We start from the raw sequence: 15230 nt of genomic DNA, 5'->3' as shown, positions 1-15230 counted from the left end.
AGCTAGGTACTCTGGTAGCGCGAACAAGTTGACCGCGTTCGCTTTGCGGTGCAGCAAATGCCGCCATGGCCAGCATCGCAATCACCAACAATCCCGATATCCGCTTTCTAGGGCGGCTTCTGGGGGACGTCATCCGTGCCTATGGCGGCGAGGCGCTGTTCAAGCGGATCGAATATATCCGCGCGACCTCGGTCGATCGGCATCGCGGCGTGGCAGGGGCGGGCGCGATCGATTCCGGGCTCGATCGGCTGAGCCTGGACGAGACGCTGGATTTCGTGCGCGGTTTCATGCTGTTCTCGATGCTCGCCAACCTCGCGGAAGACCGCCAGGGTGTCGCGACCGAAAAGGATGCCGATGTCGCCGCCGCGCTGGAGCGGCTGGCCAAGGCCGGCATCGGTCGCGAGCCGGTGATGGCGCTGCTTGGCTCTGCGCTGGTCAGCCCGGTGCTTACCGCCCACCCCACCGAGGTGCGGCGCAAGTCGATGATCGATCACAAGAACCGCATCGCCGAACTAATGCGGCTGCGCGACCAGGGCGTCACCGAGACCCCCGATGGCGACCAGGTGGAGGAGGCCATTCTCCGCCAGATCGCGCTGCTCTGGCAGACGCGCGTGCTGCGCCGGGAGAAGCTGGGCGTGCCCGACGAGGTGGAGACCGCGCTCTCCTATTTCCGCGACGTGTTCCTGCCGGTGCTGCCCGCGCTCTATGCGCGCTGGGACCGCGCGCTGGGGGACCGCGCCCCGAGCTTCCTCCGGCCCGGCAGCTGGATCGGCGGCGATCGCGACGGCAATCCCTTCGTGACCGCCGATTCGATGCGCTTCGCCCTCGCCCGCGCGGCGGAGACGGTGATCGATCATTATCTTGAATCCGTCCATGCGCTTGGTGCCGAGCTGTCGATCTCGACCGAGCACAGCGAAGTGCCCGAAGCGGTGCTCAAGCTCGCCGAAGCCAGCGGCGACACCGGCAAGAGCCGCAGCGACGAACCCTATCGCCGCGCGCTGACCGGCATCTATGCCCGGCTTTCCGCAACGCATGAACAGCTGGTCGGCAAGAAGCCCGGCCGCCCGTCGCCGATCGCCGGCACCCCCTATCGCCATCCCGCCGAGTTCCGCGAGGACCTGGTCGCCATTGCACATGGCCTCGCCGACGGCGGCCCGCTCGCGACCGGCGGTGCGCTCGGTCGGCTGATCCGCGCGGTGGAAACCTTCGGCTTCCATCTCGCGACGCTCGACATGCGGCAGAACAGCGCGATCCACGAGCGGGTGGTCGGCGAGCTGCTCAAGTCGGTGGGCGTCTGCGCCGACTATGCCGCGCTGGACGAGCCGGCGCGCATCGAACTGCTGCGCCGTGAACTCGCCAATGCACGGCCGCTGACCAGCCCCTATGCCGCCTATTCGGAGGAAACCGCCACCGAACTCGCCATCGTCCGAGAGGCGGCGGCGGCGCATGCGCGCTACGGCCGCGACTGCATCCGGCACTATATCGTCTCGATGGCGCAGTCGGTGTCCGATCTGCTCGAGGTCCATGTCCTTCTGAAGGAAGCCGGGCTCTACGTGCCGGGCGAGACGCCGCAGGCGCACATCATGGCGATCCCGCTGTTCGAGACGATCGCCGATCTCGAGGCCGCGCCGCCGATCATGCAGGCCTGGCTCGGCCTGCCCGAAGTCGCCGCGATCGCCGCCGCGCGCGGGCACCAGGAAGTGATGATCGGCTATTCCGATTCGAACAAGGACGGCGGCTATCTCACCTCGACCTGGCAGCTCAGCCGCGGCTCGACCGCGCTCAAGCCCGTTTTCGAGGAAGCGGGCGTCGCCATGCAGTTGTTCCATGGCCGCGGCGGCGCGGTGGGGCGTGGCGGCGGTTCCAGCTTTTCGGCCATCCTGGCCCAGCCGCCGGGCACCGTTCAGGGCCGTATCCGCATCACCGAGCAGGGCGAGGTGATCGCCGCCAAATATGGCAGCCTCGAAAGCGCGATGACCAATCTGGAGGCGATGACCTCGGCCACGCTGCTCGCCAGCCTGGAGCCCGAGCAGCTCGCCCCGGCCGATGCGGAGCGCTTCGCAGCGGCGATGGACCGGCTCTCCGACAGCGCCTTCCGCGCCTATCGCGGGCTGGTCTACGAGACGCCGGGCTTCACCACCTTCTTCCGCCAGATGACGCCGATCGCCGAGATCGCCGGCCTCAAGATCGGCTCTCGCCCCGCCAGCCGCAAGAAGAGCGATGCGATCGAGGATCTGCGCGCGATTCCCTGGGTGTTCAGCTGGGCGCAGGCCCGCGTGATGCTGCCGGGCTGGTACGGCGTCGGCGCCGCGCTCGATGCGTTCGAGGACAAGGGGCTGCTGCGCGAGATGGCGAGCGCCTGGCCGCTGTTCCGCGCGACGCTCGACAATATGGAGCAGGTGCTCGCCAAGTCGGACATGGGCATCGCCAGCCACTATGCGGCGCTGGTCGAGGACGCCACGCTGCGCGACGGGATCTTTGGGCGCATCCGCGACGGCTGGCAGCAGACGGAGGAAGGATTGCTCCAGGTCACGCGCCAGACCCGGCTGCTGGAAAAGCATCCGCCGCTGGAGACCTCGATCCGGCTGCGGCTGCCCTATATTGAGCCGCTCAACCTGCTCCAGATCGAGCTGATGAAACGCCACCGCGCCGGCGAGGCGGACGCCCGGATCGGCGAGGGCATCCTGCTGTCGATCAACGCCATCGCGACGGCGCTGCGCAACAGCGGGTAGGGCCCGTAGCCCCGGCCTAACCCGGGGTTAACCATGTGGGCCTAGCGCGGTGGCATGGGACCGGGGCCTCTCCGCAGCGTGCGTCGCGATTCGCTTCTGGCGATCGGCCTGGCGGTGCTGCTGGGGATCGCGTGGACTGTGCGCGATCATGTGGCGCTCGGCGCGCTGCGGCTGCCCGATACCGACGATCTGATGCGCCTTCAGCAGATCCGCGACTGGCTGGCCGGCCAGCCCTTTGCCGACCTCGCCCAGCACCGGCTGGGGCCGGCGCCGGGGCTGGAGATGCACTGGTCGCGACTTGCCGATCTGGTGCCGGCGGCGCTGATCTTCCTGCTCACGCCGCCGCTCGGCCCCCATGCCGCGAGCGTGGCCGCCATTACGCTCGCGCCGCTGCTGCTGTTCGCGGCGATGTTGGTCGTCATCGCCGCGATCGCCCGGCGCCTTGGCCAATCCGGACGCGTGGCGATCATTCTCGGCGCGCTGGCGTTTCCCGCGATCACCTTGTTCGCCCCCGGGCGAATCGATCACCATGCGTTGCAGGCCGTGCTGGTGCTCGCGCTGCTTCATGCCTGTATCGGACGGGGCACGCTGGGGCAGGGTGCGATCGCCGGCGCGGCGACGGTGCTGTCGCTGGTCGTCGGCATGGAGGCGGTGCCGCTGCTCGCCGCCGGTGGTGCTGCCATTGCGCTGCGCTGGCGCCTCGATGCCGCCGCAGGTCAGGCGCGGATGGCCGGCTATGCGACCGTGCTGCTGCTGGGCCTGAGCGCCGCGGCGGTGATCTTCCGGTCGAGCGGGTGGAACGTCGCCGCGTGCGACGGTTTCACCGCGACGCTGTGGCGCGCGGCGATGCTGGCGGCGATGGCTCCGGCGGCCATGGCGGTGGCGGGTTTCGCCACCCAATCGGTTGTCGGGCGTACCGCGGTGCTGGTTGCTGCCGGAGCGCTCGCGCTGGCGGGTGCCGCGCTGAACGCCCCTGCCTGCCTGCATCCCTATGGCCAGGTCGATCCCCTGCTCGCCCGGCTCTGGCTTGCGCATGTCAACGAGGCGCAGCCGCTCGCCGCACTGCCGATCGGCAAGGCGATTGCGGCCGGGGGCATGGCGCTGGTCGGGCTTGGCGCCGGTCTCTGGCTCGCCTGGACCACGCGGACCGCGGCGGCATGGATCGTGCTGGGATTCCAGGTGACGGCGGTCGCGATTCTGCTGGTGCAGGTGCGGGGGGCGCCGCTGGCGGCGCTGGCCGCCGTGCCGGCGCTGGCCGCGATGATCAGCGCCGCCCGGCTACGCGGGCCGCTGGCGCTGGTGCTTGCCTGGCTCGCCGCCAGCGGCATCGCGCATGCGGGGCTCGGCGATCGGCTGAGCCCGGCCGCCGCGCCCTCTCGCCATGGCTGTACGCCTGCCGTCGCTGCGGCGCGCCTCGCGGCGCTGCCGCCCGGCCTTGTCGCCGCGCCGATCGACTTCGGCCCGGCGCTGCTCGCCACGACCCGACACCGTGTTCTAGCCGGTCCCTATCACCGCGATACGCAAGGAATTCGTGCCATGTACGACCTGTTCCTCAGCCCCTCCACACAGGCGGAAGCGCTCGCGCGGCGATGGGGTGTCGACTATGTCGCGCTCTGCAAGGACGGCTTTGCCGAAGTCGGCGACCGTGCCCGCGACCACCGGTTGCTGGCCGGCAGCCTGGTGGCGGGGCAGGTCCCGCCCTGGCTGCGGCCGCTATCACCTGCCGGGGCGAGCACCCGCGTCTACACCCTTACCCAGCCCGCGCGACGCACCACCCAGTGAGCGATACGCGCAAGGGGGATGCGCGCTGGTGGGAGCGGCGCTGGTTCGCGCTGGCAGCGGTGCTGCTCAGTGCGGTGCCGCTGCTCTGGCCCGCGGTGCCGCCGCTCACCGATCTGCCCGGCCATATCGGCCGCTACCATATTGCCGCGCGGCTGGCGGACTCGGCGCTGCTCCAGCAGCACTGGGACTATCGCTGGCAGCTGATCGGCAATCTTGGCGTCGACCTTGCCGTGCTGCCGCTGGCGCGGGTGTTCGGCGCCGTGCCGGCGGCCAAGCTGGTGGTGCTGATGATTCCGCCGCTCACCGTGGCGGGCTTCATCCTCCTGTCGCGTACTGCGGGCGGCGGGCGGCTCGCCCCTGCCGCGCCCTTCGCCTTCCCGCTCGCCTATGGCTTTCCCTTCCAGTTCGGCTTCGTGAATTTCGCGCTGTCGGCGGCGCTCGCGCTGCTCGCGCTGGCGCTGTGGATGCGCATGCAGCGGGTGGTCGCGGGGCGCGCGCTGCTGTTCGTGCCGATCGCGCTGCTGCTGTGGGTGGCGCATTGCTTCGGCTGGGCGCTGTTCTGCCTGTTCGCCTTCGGCACCGATCTGGCGTGGCTGCGCGGGGAGGGGCGCGCCCTGGGCAAGGCGATCCTGCGCGCTGGCTTGCGCTGCTTGCCGCTGGCGGTACCGTTGATCCCGATGCTCGCCGGCGGCGGCTCGGGCGACGGCAGCCTCGGGGCGAGCTGGGAATGGCTGGCCAAGCTGCAATGGCTGGCGTCGCTGCTGCGCGAGCAATGGCAGCGCTATGACCTGATGTGCGCACTGCTCCTTCTCGCGCTCGCCTGGCTCGGCTTGCGCAGCGCGGCGATGCGCGTCGATCGGCCGCTTGCCTGGGCGGCGGCAATCGGCGCGATGGCATGGCTGGTGCTGCCCTATCGCCTCCTCGGCGGCGCCTATGTCGACATGCGGATGACGCCGTATGTCGTCGCCCTGCTGATCGTCGGGATTCGCGCGCGGGATCGGCGAATCGCCAGCGCGCTGGCATGGCTGGGCACCTTCTTCTTCCTGCTGCGCATCGCGACGACGACCTGGGTGTTTCTGGGCGCCGCGGCGGCGCAGGAGCAGGCCGCGGCGGTCGCGGAGCGGCTTCCCCGCGGCGCCGCCGTCCTGGTGGCGGTGCGCGAGCCGTGCCGGTCCTGGAGCGTCGCGCGGCTGTCGCACGTCACCGGGCTGGCGATCGTGCGGCGGGACGCGTTCGACAATGGCGAATGGACGCTGGCAGGCCAGCAGCTGCTGCGGGACCGGCATCCCCGGGCCGGAGCCTATCGCGCGGATCCCTCGCAGATGATCTTCGACGCTGCGTGCGCGTGGAACGGCCAGGATTTGCCGACGATGCTTCGAAGCTTCGATCGCGGCACCTTCGACTATGTGTGGACGATCGACCTGCCGACGCCGCCGCTACCGCCCGATCTGGTGCCGGTCGCGCGTTCCGGCCCGTCGCTGCTGTTGCGCGTCTCCCCTGCGCCCGACAAGCGCTTGCCGGACGGGCCGCTCGCGCACTAAAGCGGCGCGATGGATAAAGGGGTTCCGCTGCGCTGGTGGCAGACACGCTGGTTCGTACTGTTCGCCACGCTGATGGCGGCTGTGCCGCTGCTATGGCCGGAGATCCCGCCGCTGGTCGACCTGCCCGGCCATATGGGCCGTTACCGGGTGCAGCTGGTCTATGACCAGGTGCCGTGGCTGCGCGAATGGTATGATTTCCGCTGGCAGCTGATGGGCAATCTGGGGGTCGACCTGCTGGTCTTCCCGATGGCCAAGCTCTTCGGGCTCGAGCTGGGCGTGAAGCTGATCGTTATCGCGATTCCGATGATGACGGTGGCCGGTTTCCTGATGATCGCGCGCGAGGTGCATGGGCGCATCCCGGCGACGGCGCTGTTCGCACTGCCGCTCGCCTATGCCTTCCCGTTCCACTTCGGCTTCGTCAATTTCGCGCTGTCCATGGGCATGGCGATGCTGGCCTTTGGCTGGTGGCTGCGGCTGGCGCGGCTGGGCAAGCTGCAGTTCCGCTCGCTGGTGTTCGTGCCGCTGTCGGTGATCCTGTGGATCACCCATACCTTCGGGTGGGGCGTGCTAGGCGTGCTCGCCTTCTCGGCCGAGCTGATCCGCCAGCACGACCTGCGCCGCGACCGCGCGCTGCCCTGGCATAAGGATCTGGTCGGCGGCTGGGTCGCGCCGATCTTCTTCGCCGGGTTGCAATGCGCGGTGATGGCGCTGCCGGCGGTGCTGATGGTGATCTGGCGCGGTGGCGAGCATGTCTCGGGCCAGACCTTCGACTGGTTCAACTGGCGCGCCAAGACCCTGTGGGTCACGCAGGTGTTCCGCGACCGCTGGCAGCTGTTCGACCTTGCCAGCGTCGGCGTCATCTTCCTGCTGATGCTCAAGGCGGTGCGCGATCCCAATATCCAATATTCGCGCAATCTCGGCCTCTCGGCGCTGCTGCTGCTGCTCGTCTATCTCCTGCTGCCGCGCGTGGTGTTCGGCTCCGCCTATGCCGACATGCGCATGGTGCCGTTCCTGATCGCGATCGCGATCCTGGCGATCCGGCCCAAGCCCGGCCTGTCGATGCGCGGTGCGACGCTGGTGGCGGTGCTCGGCCTCGCCTTTTTCCTCGCCCGCATCGGCGCGACCACGGCGAGCTTCTACCTCTACGACAAGGCCTATGACCGCGAGCTCAAGGCGCTGGCGCATGTGCCGGTCGGTGCGCGGCTGGTGAGCTTCGTCGGCGAGACCTGCTACAACGAATGGGCGATGACCCGGCTGCAGCACGTCCCCGGCCTCGCGCTGGAGCGGCGGCTGGCCTATACCAACGACCAATGGTCGATGGCCGGCGGCCAGCTGATGACGGTGCGGTACCGTGCGGCCAAGCGTTTCGCCCACGACCCGTCCGAGCTGGTGACCAACGTCCAGTGCCCGCGCGAATGGTGGCGGCCGATCGCGCGCAGCCTGGCGCTCTTCCCGCGCGACGCGTTCGACTATGTCTGGCTGATCCGCCCGCCCGCCTACGACCAGCGCTACGAGCAGGGGCTGATACCGGTGTGGCGCGACGGGCCGAGCGTGCTCTACCGAGTCGATCACAATGTGCCCGGGCCCGGCCTCAATCCCGGCGACCTGCCGATCCCGCGCCCCGAAGCCGTGCTGATCCGCGAGGCCGAGGCGGCGGGGGAACTGCCGGGCAACGGGACCGCGCCGCCTTCTTAAACGTCCGGCTGCTCCGCCTTCCTGAATGGCGTAAGCTCTTCCAGATATTCCTGCTCGCGCTCCACTGCCTGCTGCTCGCGCACCAGAAAATCGGCAACGGCACGGCGGAAGCCGGAGTCCGGGAGGTAGTGGGCCGAGTAGGTCGTCACCGGCACATAGCCGCGCGCGAGCTTGTGTTCGCCCTGCGCGCCCGCCTCGACGCGGGGCAGGCCGCGTTCGATCGCGGCGTCGATCGCCTGATAATAGCAGAGCTCGAAATGGAGGAAGGGCACGTCCTCCACACAGCCCCAATAGCGGCCGTAGAGCGCATCGGTCCCGATCAGGTTGAGCGCGCCGGCGATCGGCCGGCCGTTCCGCTCGGCGAGCATCAGCAGCACCTTGTCACCCAGCGCTTCGCCCAGCATCGAGAAGAAGGGGCGCGTAAGATAGGGGCGGCCCCATTTCCGGCTGCCGGTATCCTGGTAGAAGGCCCAGAAGGCGTCCCAATGCGCCTCGGTAATCTCGGCGCCGGTCAGGTGGCGGATGGTCAGTCCATCGACGGCGGCGGCGCGCTCCTTGCGGATTGCCTTGCGCTTGCGGCTGGCGAGCGCGCCCAGAAAGTCGTCGAAGCTGGCATAGCCGTCATTCTGCCAGTGGAACTGGGTGCCGGTGCGGATCAGCCAGCCCGCCGCCTCGAACAGCGGGATCTGGGCTTCCTCGACGAAGGTGGCATGCGCCGAGGAGAGGCCGTGCTGGTTCACCACCGCTTCGATCGCGGCGATCAGTGCGGGGGCGTGGGTGGGGTCGCGCAGCAGCAGCCGGGGGCCGGGCACCGGCGTGAACGGCGCAGCGATCTGCAGCTTGGGGTAATAGCGCCCGCCGGCCCGCTCCCATGCGTCGGCCCAGCTATGGTCGAACACATATTCGCCCTGACTGTGGCTCTTTCCATAGGCGGGTGCGATCGCGGCGGGCGTGCCGTCCGGCCCGTCGACGACGATCGGCAGCGGCTGCCAGCCGGTCTGCGCGGTCGCCGAGCCCGATGCTTCGAGGATCGACAGGAAGGCGTGGCTGAGGAACGGATTGTCGGGGCCCGCACAGGCATCCCACTCCGCCGCCGGGATCGAGGCGACGCCGTCGGCGAGGCGGGCGGTGACGGAAGGGGATCGCACGCGGCACAAGATAGTGCGTTGCGCGGGCGGTGCCAGCCCCTTCTGACCTTAGAGGCAGGCCAGCGTCGCGGCGTCGATCGCGCTGGCTGCGCCCTGCAGCGCATAGCCGTCGACGAAGGGCACGCCGCCGATATCGACGCTTTCCACGCTGAGCGCCCGGCCGTCGCGCATCGCCGCGACGATCGCCGCGTCCGTCCGTGCATCGGGCGCCCAGGCGTCGTGGCGGCTGGCGGTAAGTTCGAAGCGCCATTCGCCCGCGACCAGCATCACCCGCGCGTGATCCGCGCGCGCGCGGCTGAGCCGGACATAGAGCTGGTGCCGCACGCCCTGCCCGGGCCAGCTCGCGATGCTGACATAGGCTTCGCCGCGGCGTGCCGTGTCCGCCGGCCGCGCGATCGCGAAGCAGCGCGTCGGCCCGGTGTCGCGAAAGGCGCCCCAGCGCGCGAAAATGCCGATCGTCTCGCGCGGGCCCGCCAGCGCGAGCAGCGCCAGCGCGAGGATCATGCCGGCGCCGCGCCGCGTCCGGTGCCGAGATGAACGGTCGTCTCCACGCCGCCTTCGATCCGGACGATCGATCCCTGCGGCAGGTCCGGTGCGACGGGCGCATCGAATTGCGGCAGCACGTCGCGCCCGGTCATCACCCCGCGCAAAATGCGGCTCGACATGCCGTGCATGATCACCAGCCGGTCGCCGGGGTCGTCATCGGTATCGGCCAGCCAGCTGGAGACCCGCGCGGCGATCGCATCATACCATTCGCCGCCCTCCGGAGGACGTGTGTAGAGCCCATGCTCGCGATCCAAGAACGTCCCCACCTCGCGCTCCAGATCGGCATAATAGCGACCGCTCCAGGCCCCCATGCCGATTTCCACCAGCCGGTCGTCGGTGCGCGTCTGGTGCCAGTCGAGCTCGAGATGCTCGGCGATGATCGCCAGCGTCTGCAGCGCGCGGCCGGCGCTGGAGGCCCAGAGCGTCAGCTCGGGCTTCGGTCCCAGCAGTCTCCGCAGCGCCGCGCCCATCGCATCGGCCTGGGCGAAGCCGGCGCGGGTCAGCGGGGTGTGGGGATGGTCGCCCTGCATCCGCCGGGCGATGTTGAACACGGTCTCGCCGTGCCGCGCGATGAAGTCGCGGCCTTTCCGGGTGCTGGCCATGGGTCATGTCTCTCGGTCGAAACCGGGGGAAACGCAATGCCCCGTTTCGGCCCTGATTCGTTCATGTCCGCGACAGGGCAGCGGGTGCATCCGTCGTTTCGCTCGCGGAGCACGCCGGGAGCGAACGGGAGGAAGAACAGGTCGCGGCGCCCGCGTTGGGCCGCCCCTTCCCCTCGTTACCGAGCGTCCGGCCGAAGCCCCGGCTTGCGGCCGAAGTCAGGCCGTACCCTGTCGGTGCGGTTTCAGTGAGGAGTAACGTTATGCGTACCAAGCTTTCCATCGCCGCCCTGATCGCCACCACCGCCTTCGCGGTGCCGGCCTTCGCCCAGTCGCAGGACCAGAGCTTCGCCGGATCGCATGCCGAAGTGATCGCCGGCTGGGATCGGGTGAACGACAAGTCTTCCTACGACGCGTCGCGCGACGGCGTCACCTATGGCGGCAATATCGGCTATGACATCCAGCGCGGCGGCACGGTGTTCGGTGTCGAGGGCGAAGTGACCGGCTCGACGATCAGCGATCGCAGCAGCAACGTGCTGAACGCCGGCGACCGTCTGCGCGTGAAGGCCGGCCGCGACCTCTATGTCGGCGGTCGCCTGGGCTTCGTCGCGGGCCCGCGCACGCTGATCTACGCCAAGGCCGGCTACACCAACGCGCAGTTCATCACCGACTATGATTCGCCGGCGACCACGCCGGCGCTCTCCTTCCGCCAGCGCGACAATTATGACGGTTGGCGCCTGGGTGCGGGTGCCGAGTTCAAGCTGACCGACAAGGTCTTCGCCAAGGCGGAATATCGCTATTCCAACTATGGCTCGCAGACCAATGGCGTCGATCCGGAACGGCACCAGATCGTCACCGGTCTCGGCGTCCGCTTCTGATCGTCGAAAAGCCGTTTTGACGGTGAAAAGGGGGCCGGAGCGGCTTGCTCCGGCCCTTTTTCGCGTTAAGGGTACGTCATGGCGCATTGCCACCGGCCGGGTCGCGCCGGGTAGGAAGTAGGGCGACGGCCCGGGGGTTTGAGGTACATGAAGGCGACGATCGAACGCGCAACTCTGTTGAGGGGCTTGAGCCACGTCCAGTCCGTGGTCGAGCGGCGCAACACGATTCCGATCCTGTCCAACGTGCTGATCGATGCGCAGCTGGGCGGCACGATCCGGCTGATGGCGACCGATCTCGATCTGCAGATCGACGAGACGATCCCCGCCGCGGTCGACCAGGTGGGTGCTACGACGGTCTCGGCGCACACGCTGTTCGACATCGTCCGCAAGCTGCCCGAGGGTTCGCAGGTGGTGCTCACCGCGGCCGAGGGCAAGCTGACGGTGGTCGCCGGCCGCGCCCGCTTCCAGCTCGGCACGCTGCCGCGCGACGATTTCCCGATGATCGCAGAGGGCGAGCTGCCGACGACGTTCGAGCTGCCGGCCGAGACGCTCAAGCAGATCATCGACAAGACCCGATTCGCGATCTCCACCGAGGAGACGCGCTATTATCTGAACGGCATCTTCTTCCACGTGACCGACGACGCCACCCGCATGCTGCGCGCGGCGGCGACCGACGGCCACCGGCTGGCGCGCGTCACCGTGCCGTGCCCGGACGGGGCGGACGCGATGCCGGGCGTGATCGTGCCGCGCAAGTGCGTGGCCGAGCTGCGCAAGCTGCTCGACGAGGTCGATGGTTCGGTGGGCGTGTCGCTCTCGCCGTCGAAGATCCGCTTCGATCTGGGCCAGGCGATCCTCACCTCCAAGCTGATCGACGGCACCTTCCCCGATTACAGCCGCGTTATCCCGACCGCGAACGACAAGCTGCTGAAGCTCGATCCGAAGAGCCTGATGCAGGGCGTAGACCGCGTCTCGACGATCGCGACCGAGAAGACCCGCGCGGTGAAGATGGCGCTGGAGCGCGACAAGGTCGTGCTGTCGGTGACCAGCCCCGAGAACGGCGTCGCGGCCGAGGAAGTCCCCGGCGAATATGCCGCGATGGGTTTCGAGATCGGCTTCAACAGCCGCTACCTGATGGACATTCTCGGCCAGATCGAAGGCGATCTCGTCGAAGTACATCTGGCGGATGCGGCGGCGCCGACGCTGATCCGCGAGAATGATTCGTCGCCCGCGCTTTACGTATTGATGCCGATGCGGGTCTGATCCCGCACGGGTTTCTCTTGTGCGAACAGCGGCTTGTCGATGGTTGACGGCCGCTTTCCAACGCCCCCCGCGCTTTCCCCGGCTGTGTTGGACGGCGCCTTGCGGCCATAAGCAGGGCCAAGCCCCGAGGGTCGCACTTACGGGACTTGGGGTCGGGCGGCGGATCTCCCTGGATTCGTCGTCCGCCTCAACCAAATCCATGCCCGCGTTGAAACCGGCGCGCGGCTCTGCTATTTACATGCCTGTCAGTATTACGGATCGGACTGCATGGCGACCAAGGCACCGCAACCGCTGATCAACCCGGGCGTCCCCCTCAAGCGCGAATGGGGCACTGCCCTGTCGGCGCTGCGGAAGCTGCTCGCCAATGGCGATGATACCGAACAGGTCTTCAAGATCATGCGCGCGCTGAACGGTGATGTCAGCCAGCGCAATTACCGCAAGCTGCTCAGCGTCCCCGGCGGCGGCAGGCTCGCCTATCGCCGGCTGGAGCTCTCGCAGCGCCTCACCGATCGCAGCTGGATCGACGGGTTTGCGCCCGGGACCTTGGGCGCGGCGTATCGCGAGTTTCTCGATTCGACCGGCTATTCGGCGGACGGATTGGTCCAGGTCAGCATGGTCGAGGGCGGCTTTCAGGGCATCGAGGTGGAGCATCCCTATGCCTGGATGGGCCGCCGGGAGCGCGACATTCACGATCTCTGGCACGTGCTGACCGGCTATCAGGCCGACGAACATCTCGGCGAATTGTGCCTGGTCGCCTTCTCCTATGCGCAGACCGGCGGCACTGGCTGGGGCTTCATTGCGATCGGCGGCGCGCTGAAGAGCATCCGCACGACGGGGCGGCTCGATTGCGTCAAGGCGATCTGGGAAGGGTATCGCAGCGGAAAGCGTGCCGGTTGGCTGCACGCCGAGGATTACGAGAAGCTGCTCGAGGAGCCGCTGGCGGCTGCGCGGGCACGGCTCGGGATCGAAGAACCCAGGCGGTATCGGGTAGCGCAGGCCAGGCTGGCAGCGGCGGGAATCGGCGCGCTTTAGACGGTCGCATGATCGTCGCAGGCAAGAAAAAGGGGCGCCGGGCAAAGGCCGCGGCGCCCCTCTTCGTTTCGGCAGCCGTTACTTCGCGGCCGGAGTCGCCTCCGGCGCCGGCGCGGCAGGCGCGTCGGTCGCGGGCGCCGCACCGGCCTTGTCGCCGGCAGCCTTGGCGGCTTCGAGCGCCTTGTTGGCCTGATCCTCGATGCGCTTGCGCAGCGCGGCGCGGTCCAGAACCTTGGGCAGTGCGAACTCGCTGGCGGGGATCGCGCCCGGCTTGACGCTCTGCAGCGTCAGCGCTTCGCCGAGGCGGAGCACGGCGCCCTTGGCGATCACGTCTTCCAGCACCTTCTCGGCCTTGGGCACGCTGGTGAACACGGTCGCCATGCGCGCGCCGGTCAGCTTGGTCTGCATGCTGATCGCGGCGGCGATGTTCTTCAGGCGGCTGTCGTCGCTGACGACGATGCGGATCGAATCGCCCTGCGGGTTGCCCTTGGGCTGGACGCTCCAGATCGTGCCCTTCTGGTCGCCGACCTTCTCCTCGCCGACCTGGACCGCCTCATAGTCCGGATCCTGCGGCAGCGGCTGGGGCTTCATGCCCTTGGCCTTGGCGATATCCTGCGTCGCGCCGACGAAATCGGCGAAGCTGGCGGCGAACTTGTCGGTGCCGTCGGTGATCACGACATAATCGGTGCCGCCCTTGTGGATCAGCGTCTGCGGGCCGGCTTCCACCTTGGCATCGCCGTTGGCGGCAGCCTTGACGGTGATCGTGCCCCGGCCGCCGGCGGCGGCGTAGGTGGCGGTCACGTCCTCGGGTGCCTTGGAGCAGGCCGCGACCAGCGCGAGCGCGGCAATCGTAACAGTCTTGCGGAGCATGTGTTTCTATCCCTTCGCCCTGATCTATCGGCCAAGCGGTGTTCGTGGGCAAGGTGCTGCGCTACAGCCCCTTTCATGGCCGTCAAGCGTCTCCTGCTCACCGACTTCCGCAATCACGAGGATGCCCTGCTGACGCCCGGCGCGGACTTCGTCGTGCTGAGCGGCGAGAACGGTGCGGGCAAGACCAATATTCTCGAGGCGGTGTCGCTGCTTGCCCCCGGCCGGGGCCTCCGCAGCGCGCCGTTGAGCGAGATGGCGCGGCAGGGCGGGGCGGGGGGCTTCGGCATCGCCGCGACGCTCGACGCGGCGGAGATCGGCACCGGCACCCGCGTCGAGGCCCCCGAACGCCGCATCGTCCGCGTCAACGGCGCGACCGCCGCGGCGACCAGCCTCGCACAGTGGCTGGTGGTGCTGTGGCTGACCCCAGCGATGGACCGGCTGTTCCTCGAGGCGCCCGGCGACCGCCGCCGTTTCCTCGACCGGCTGACGCTGGCGCTCAACCCTCGCCACGCGCACGAGGCGACGCGGTACGAGGCGGCGATGCGGGAGCGTAACCGGCTGCTCGCCGACGAACTCCCGCCCGACCCCGCCTGGCTGGAGGCATTGGAAGCCCGGATGGCCGAGCATGGCGCGGCGATGGACGCGGCGCGACGCGATGCAGTGGCGGCGTTGGGCGCGCGTCTGGCCGACCAGCTACCGGGCCCGTTTGCGCGTGCCGGGCTGGCGCTGGAAGGGTGGCGGGGGGATGCGCCCGCACTCGCTGCCGCCCTTCGGGACGGCCGCCGTCGCGATGCCGCGGCCGGGCGCACGCTCACGGGCCCCCACCGCGCCGATCTGCAGGTCACGCATCTCGACAAGGCCCAGCCCGCCCATCTCTGCTCGACCGGCGAGCAGAAGGCGCTGCTGCTCGGCATCGTGCTGGCCCATGCCGAACTGGTCGCCGACCGGGTCGGCACGCCGCCGATCCTGCTGCTGGACGAGGTTGCAGCCCATCTCGATCCGGGTCGCCGCGCCGCGCTGTTCGAGCGGCTGGCCGGGCGCGGGCAGGTGTGGATGACCGGCACCGAGCCTGCGCTGTTCGAAGCCGTCCCCGCCACCGCCACGCGCTACCGGGTGGCCGAGGGCGGGGTGGAGCTCGCGTGATTCG

Annotated in this window: 12 protein-coding genes; 8 read left to right on the top strand and 4 right to left on the bottom strand. The window is 69.1% G+C overall.

The genetic code is table 11. From position 1 onward, the window contains the following. The first annotated feature begins 65 nt into the window (after nucleotides 1-65). From ppc to S2M10_RS14240, 4 genes are all read left to right on the top strand, one after another. Nucleotides 66-2732: a phosphoenolpyruvate carboxylase gene (gene ppc / locus S2M10_RS14255; protein ID WP_168846653.1), complete on the top strand. Its 2667-nt coding sequence runs from the start codon at nucleotides 66-68 to the stop codon at nucleotides 2730-2732. 78 nt (nucleotides 2733-2810) lie between these two features. After that, nucleotides 2811-4514 (top strand): hypothetical protein, encoded by a 1704-nt coding sequence (locus S2M10_RS14250; protein ID WP_348770608.1) that lies wholly within the window; start codon nucleotides 2811-2813, stop codon nucleotides 4512-4514. Continuing rightward, nucleotides 4511-6055 carry a hypothetical protein gene (locus S2M10_RS14245; protein WP_168846651.1) on the top strand — a complete coding sequence of 515 codons (1545 nt, stop codon included), beginning with the start codon at nucleotides 4511-4513 and terminating at the stop codon, nucleotides 6053-6055. The genes S2M10_RS14250 and S2M10_RS14245 overlap by 4 nt, the downstream gene beginning before the upstream one ends. A gap of 9 nt (nucleotides 6056-6064) precedes the next feature. After that, nucleotides 6065-7750, top strand: a complete 1686-nt coding sequence (locus tag S2M10_RS14240) for a hypothetical protein (RefSeq protein WP_168846650.1) — start codon at nucleotides 6065-6067, stop codon at nucleotides 7748-7750. On the opposite strand, the gene S2M10_RS14235 is transcribed toward S2M10_RS14240, so the two are convergent. From S2M10_RS14235 to S2M10_RS14225, 3 genes are read right to left on the bottom strand one after another with little or no spacing between them, the layout of a single operon-like run. Further along, entirely contained in the window at nucleotides 7747-8898 is a 1152-nt protein-coding gene (locus S2M10_RS14235) for a GNAT family N-acetyltransferase (protein ID WP_168846649.1), read from the bottom strand. The two genes, S2M10_RS14240 and S2M10_RS14235, sit on opposite strands and share 4 nt — an antisense overlap. A 48-nt stretch (nucleotides 8899-8946) precedes the next feature. After that, on the bottom strand, nucleotides 8947-9402 hold the full coding sequence (locus S2M10_RS14230) for a hypothetical protein (protein WP_168846648.1): 456 nt from the start codon (nucleotides 9400-9402) through the stop codon (nucleotides 8947-8949). Then, nucleotides 9399-10046 carry a histidine phosphatase family protein gene (locus S2M10_RS14225; RefSeq protein WP_168846647.1) on the bottom strand — a complete coding sequence of 216 codons (648 nt, stop codon included), beginning with the start codon at nucleotides 10044-10046 and terminating at the stop codon, nucleotides 9399-9401. Before S2M10_RS14225 ends, S2M10_RS14230 begins: the two co-directional genes overlap by 4 nt. Nucleotides 10047-10306: 260 nt before the next feature. Here S2M10_RS14225 and S2M10_RS14220 point away from each other — a divergent pair, with 260 nt between their 5' ends. The 3 genes from S2M10_RS14220 to S2M10_RS14210 all read left to right on the top strand — a co-directional run bounded on the left by S2M10_RS14220 (nucleotide 10307) and on the right by S2M10_RS14210 (nucleotide 13213). Then, entirely contained in the window at nucleotides 10307-10921 is a 615-nt protein-coding gene (locus S2M10_RS14220; RefSeq protein WP_168846646.1) for a porin family protein, read from the top strand. 147 nt (nucleotides 10922-11068) lie between these two features. Further along, on the top strand, nucleotides 11069-12181 hold the full coding sequence (gene dnaN / locus S2M10_RS14215; RefSeq protein ID WP_093296005.1) for a DNA polymerase III subunit beta: 1113 nt from the start codon (nucleotides 11069-11071) through the stop codon (nucleotides 12179-12181). Between the two features lie 267 nt (nucleotides 12182-12448). Then, the gene (locus S2M10_RS14210; protein WP_168846645.1) at nucleotides 12449-13213 is read left to right on the top strand and encodes a Coq4 family protein; all 765 of its coding nucleotides are present in this window, start codon (nucleotides 12449-12451) and stop codon (nucleotides 13211-13213) included. 78 nt (nucleotides 13214-13291) lie between these two features. On the opposite strand, the gene S2M10_RS14205 is transcribed toward S2M10_RS14210, so the two are convergent. Beyond that, nucleotides 13292-14083 (bottom strand): hypothetical protein, encoded by a 792-nt coding sequence (locus tag S2M10_RS14205; protein ID WP_168846644.1) that lies wholly within the window; start codon nucleotides 14081-14083, stop codon nucleotides 13292-13294. Nucleotides 14084-14158: 75 nt separating this feature from the next. On the opposite strand from S2M10_RS14205, the gene recF reads away from it, so the two are divergent. Further along, a complete protein-coding gene (gene recF / locus S2M10_RS14200) occupies nucleotides 14159-15226 on the top strand; it encodes a DNA replication/repair protein RecF (RefSeq protein WP_168846643.1) in 1068 nt (355 codons plus the stop codon). Nucleotides 15227-15230: the final 4 nt, after the last annotated feature.

This window comes from Sphingomonas sp. S2M10 (assembly GCF_012650175.1).
GTDB lineage: Bacteria > Pseudomonadota > Alphaproteobacteria > Sphingomonadales > Sphingomonadaceae > Sphingomonas.
Note: the sequence above shows the minus strand (reverse complement) of the source record. Positions and strands in the feature narration are given on the sequence as shown.

What these genes read in the sequence shown, in the direction of transcription:
- ppc (WP_168846653.1), top strand. Translation starts at nt 66, where the DNA reads ATGGCCAGCATCGCAATCACCAACAATCCCGATATCCGCTTTCTAGGG.
- S2M10_RS14240 (WP_168846650.1), top strand. Translation starts at nt 6,065, where the DNA reads ATGGATAAAGGGGTTCCGCTGCGCTGGTGGCAGACACGCTGGTTCGTA.
- S2M10_RS14230 (WP_168846648.1), bottom strand. Translation starts at nt 9,402, where the DNA reads ATGATCCTCGCGCTGGCGCTGCTCGCGCTGGCGGGCCCGCGCGAGACG.
- S2M10_RS14225 (WP_168846647.1), bottom strand. Translation starts at nt 10,046, where the DNA reads ATGGCCAGCACCCGGAAAGGCCGCGACTTCATCGCGCGGCACGGCGAG.
- S2M10_RS14220 (WP_168846646.1), top strand. Translation starts at nt 10,307, where the DNA reads ATGCGTACCAAGCTTTCCATCGCCGCCCTGATCGCCACCACCGCCTTC.
- dnaN (WP_093296005.1), top strand. Translation starts at nt 11,069, where the DNA reads ATGAAGGCGACGATCGAACGCGCAACTCTGTTGAGGGGCTTGAGCCAC.
- S2M10_RS14210 (WP_168846645.1), top strand. Translation starts at nt 12,449, where the DNA reads ATGGCGACCAAGGCACCGCAACCGCTGATCAACCCGGGCGTCCCCCTC.
- S2M10_RS14205 (WP_168846644.1), bottom strand. Translation starts at nt 14,083, where the DNA reads ATGCTCCGCAAGACTGTTACGATTGCCGCGCTCGCGCTGGTCGCGGCC.
- recF (WP_168846643.1), top strand. Translation starts at nt 14,159, where the DNA reads ATGGCCGTCAAGCGTCTCCTGCTCACCGACTTCCGCAATCACGAGGAT.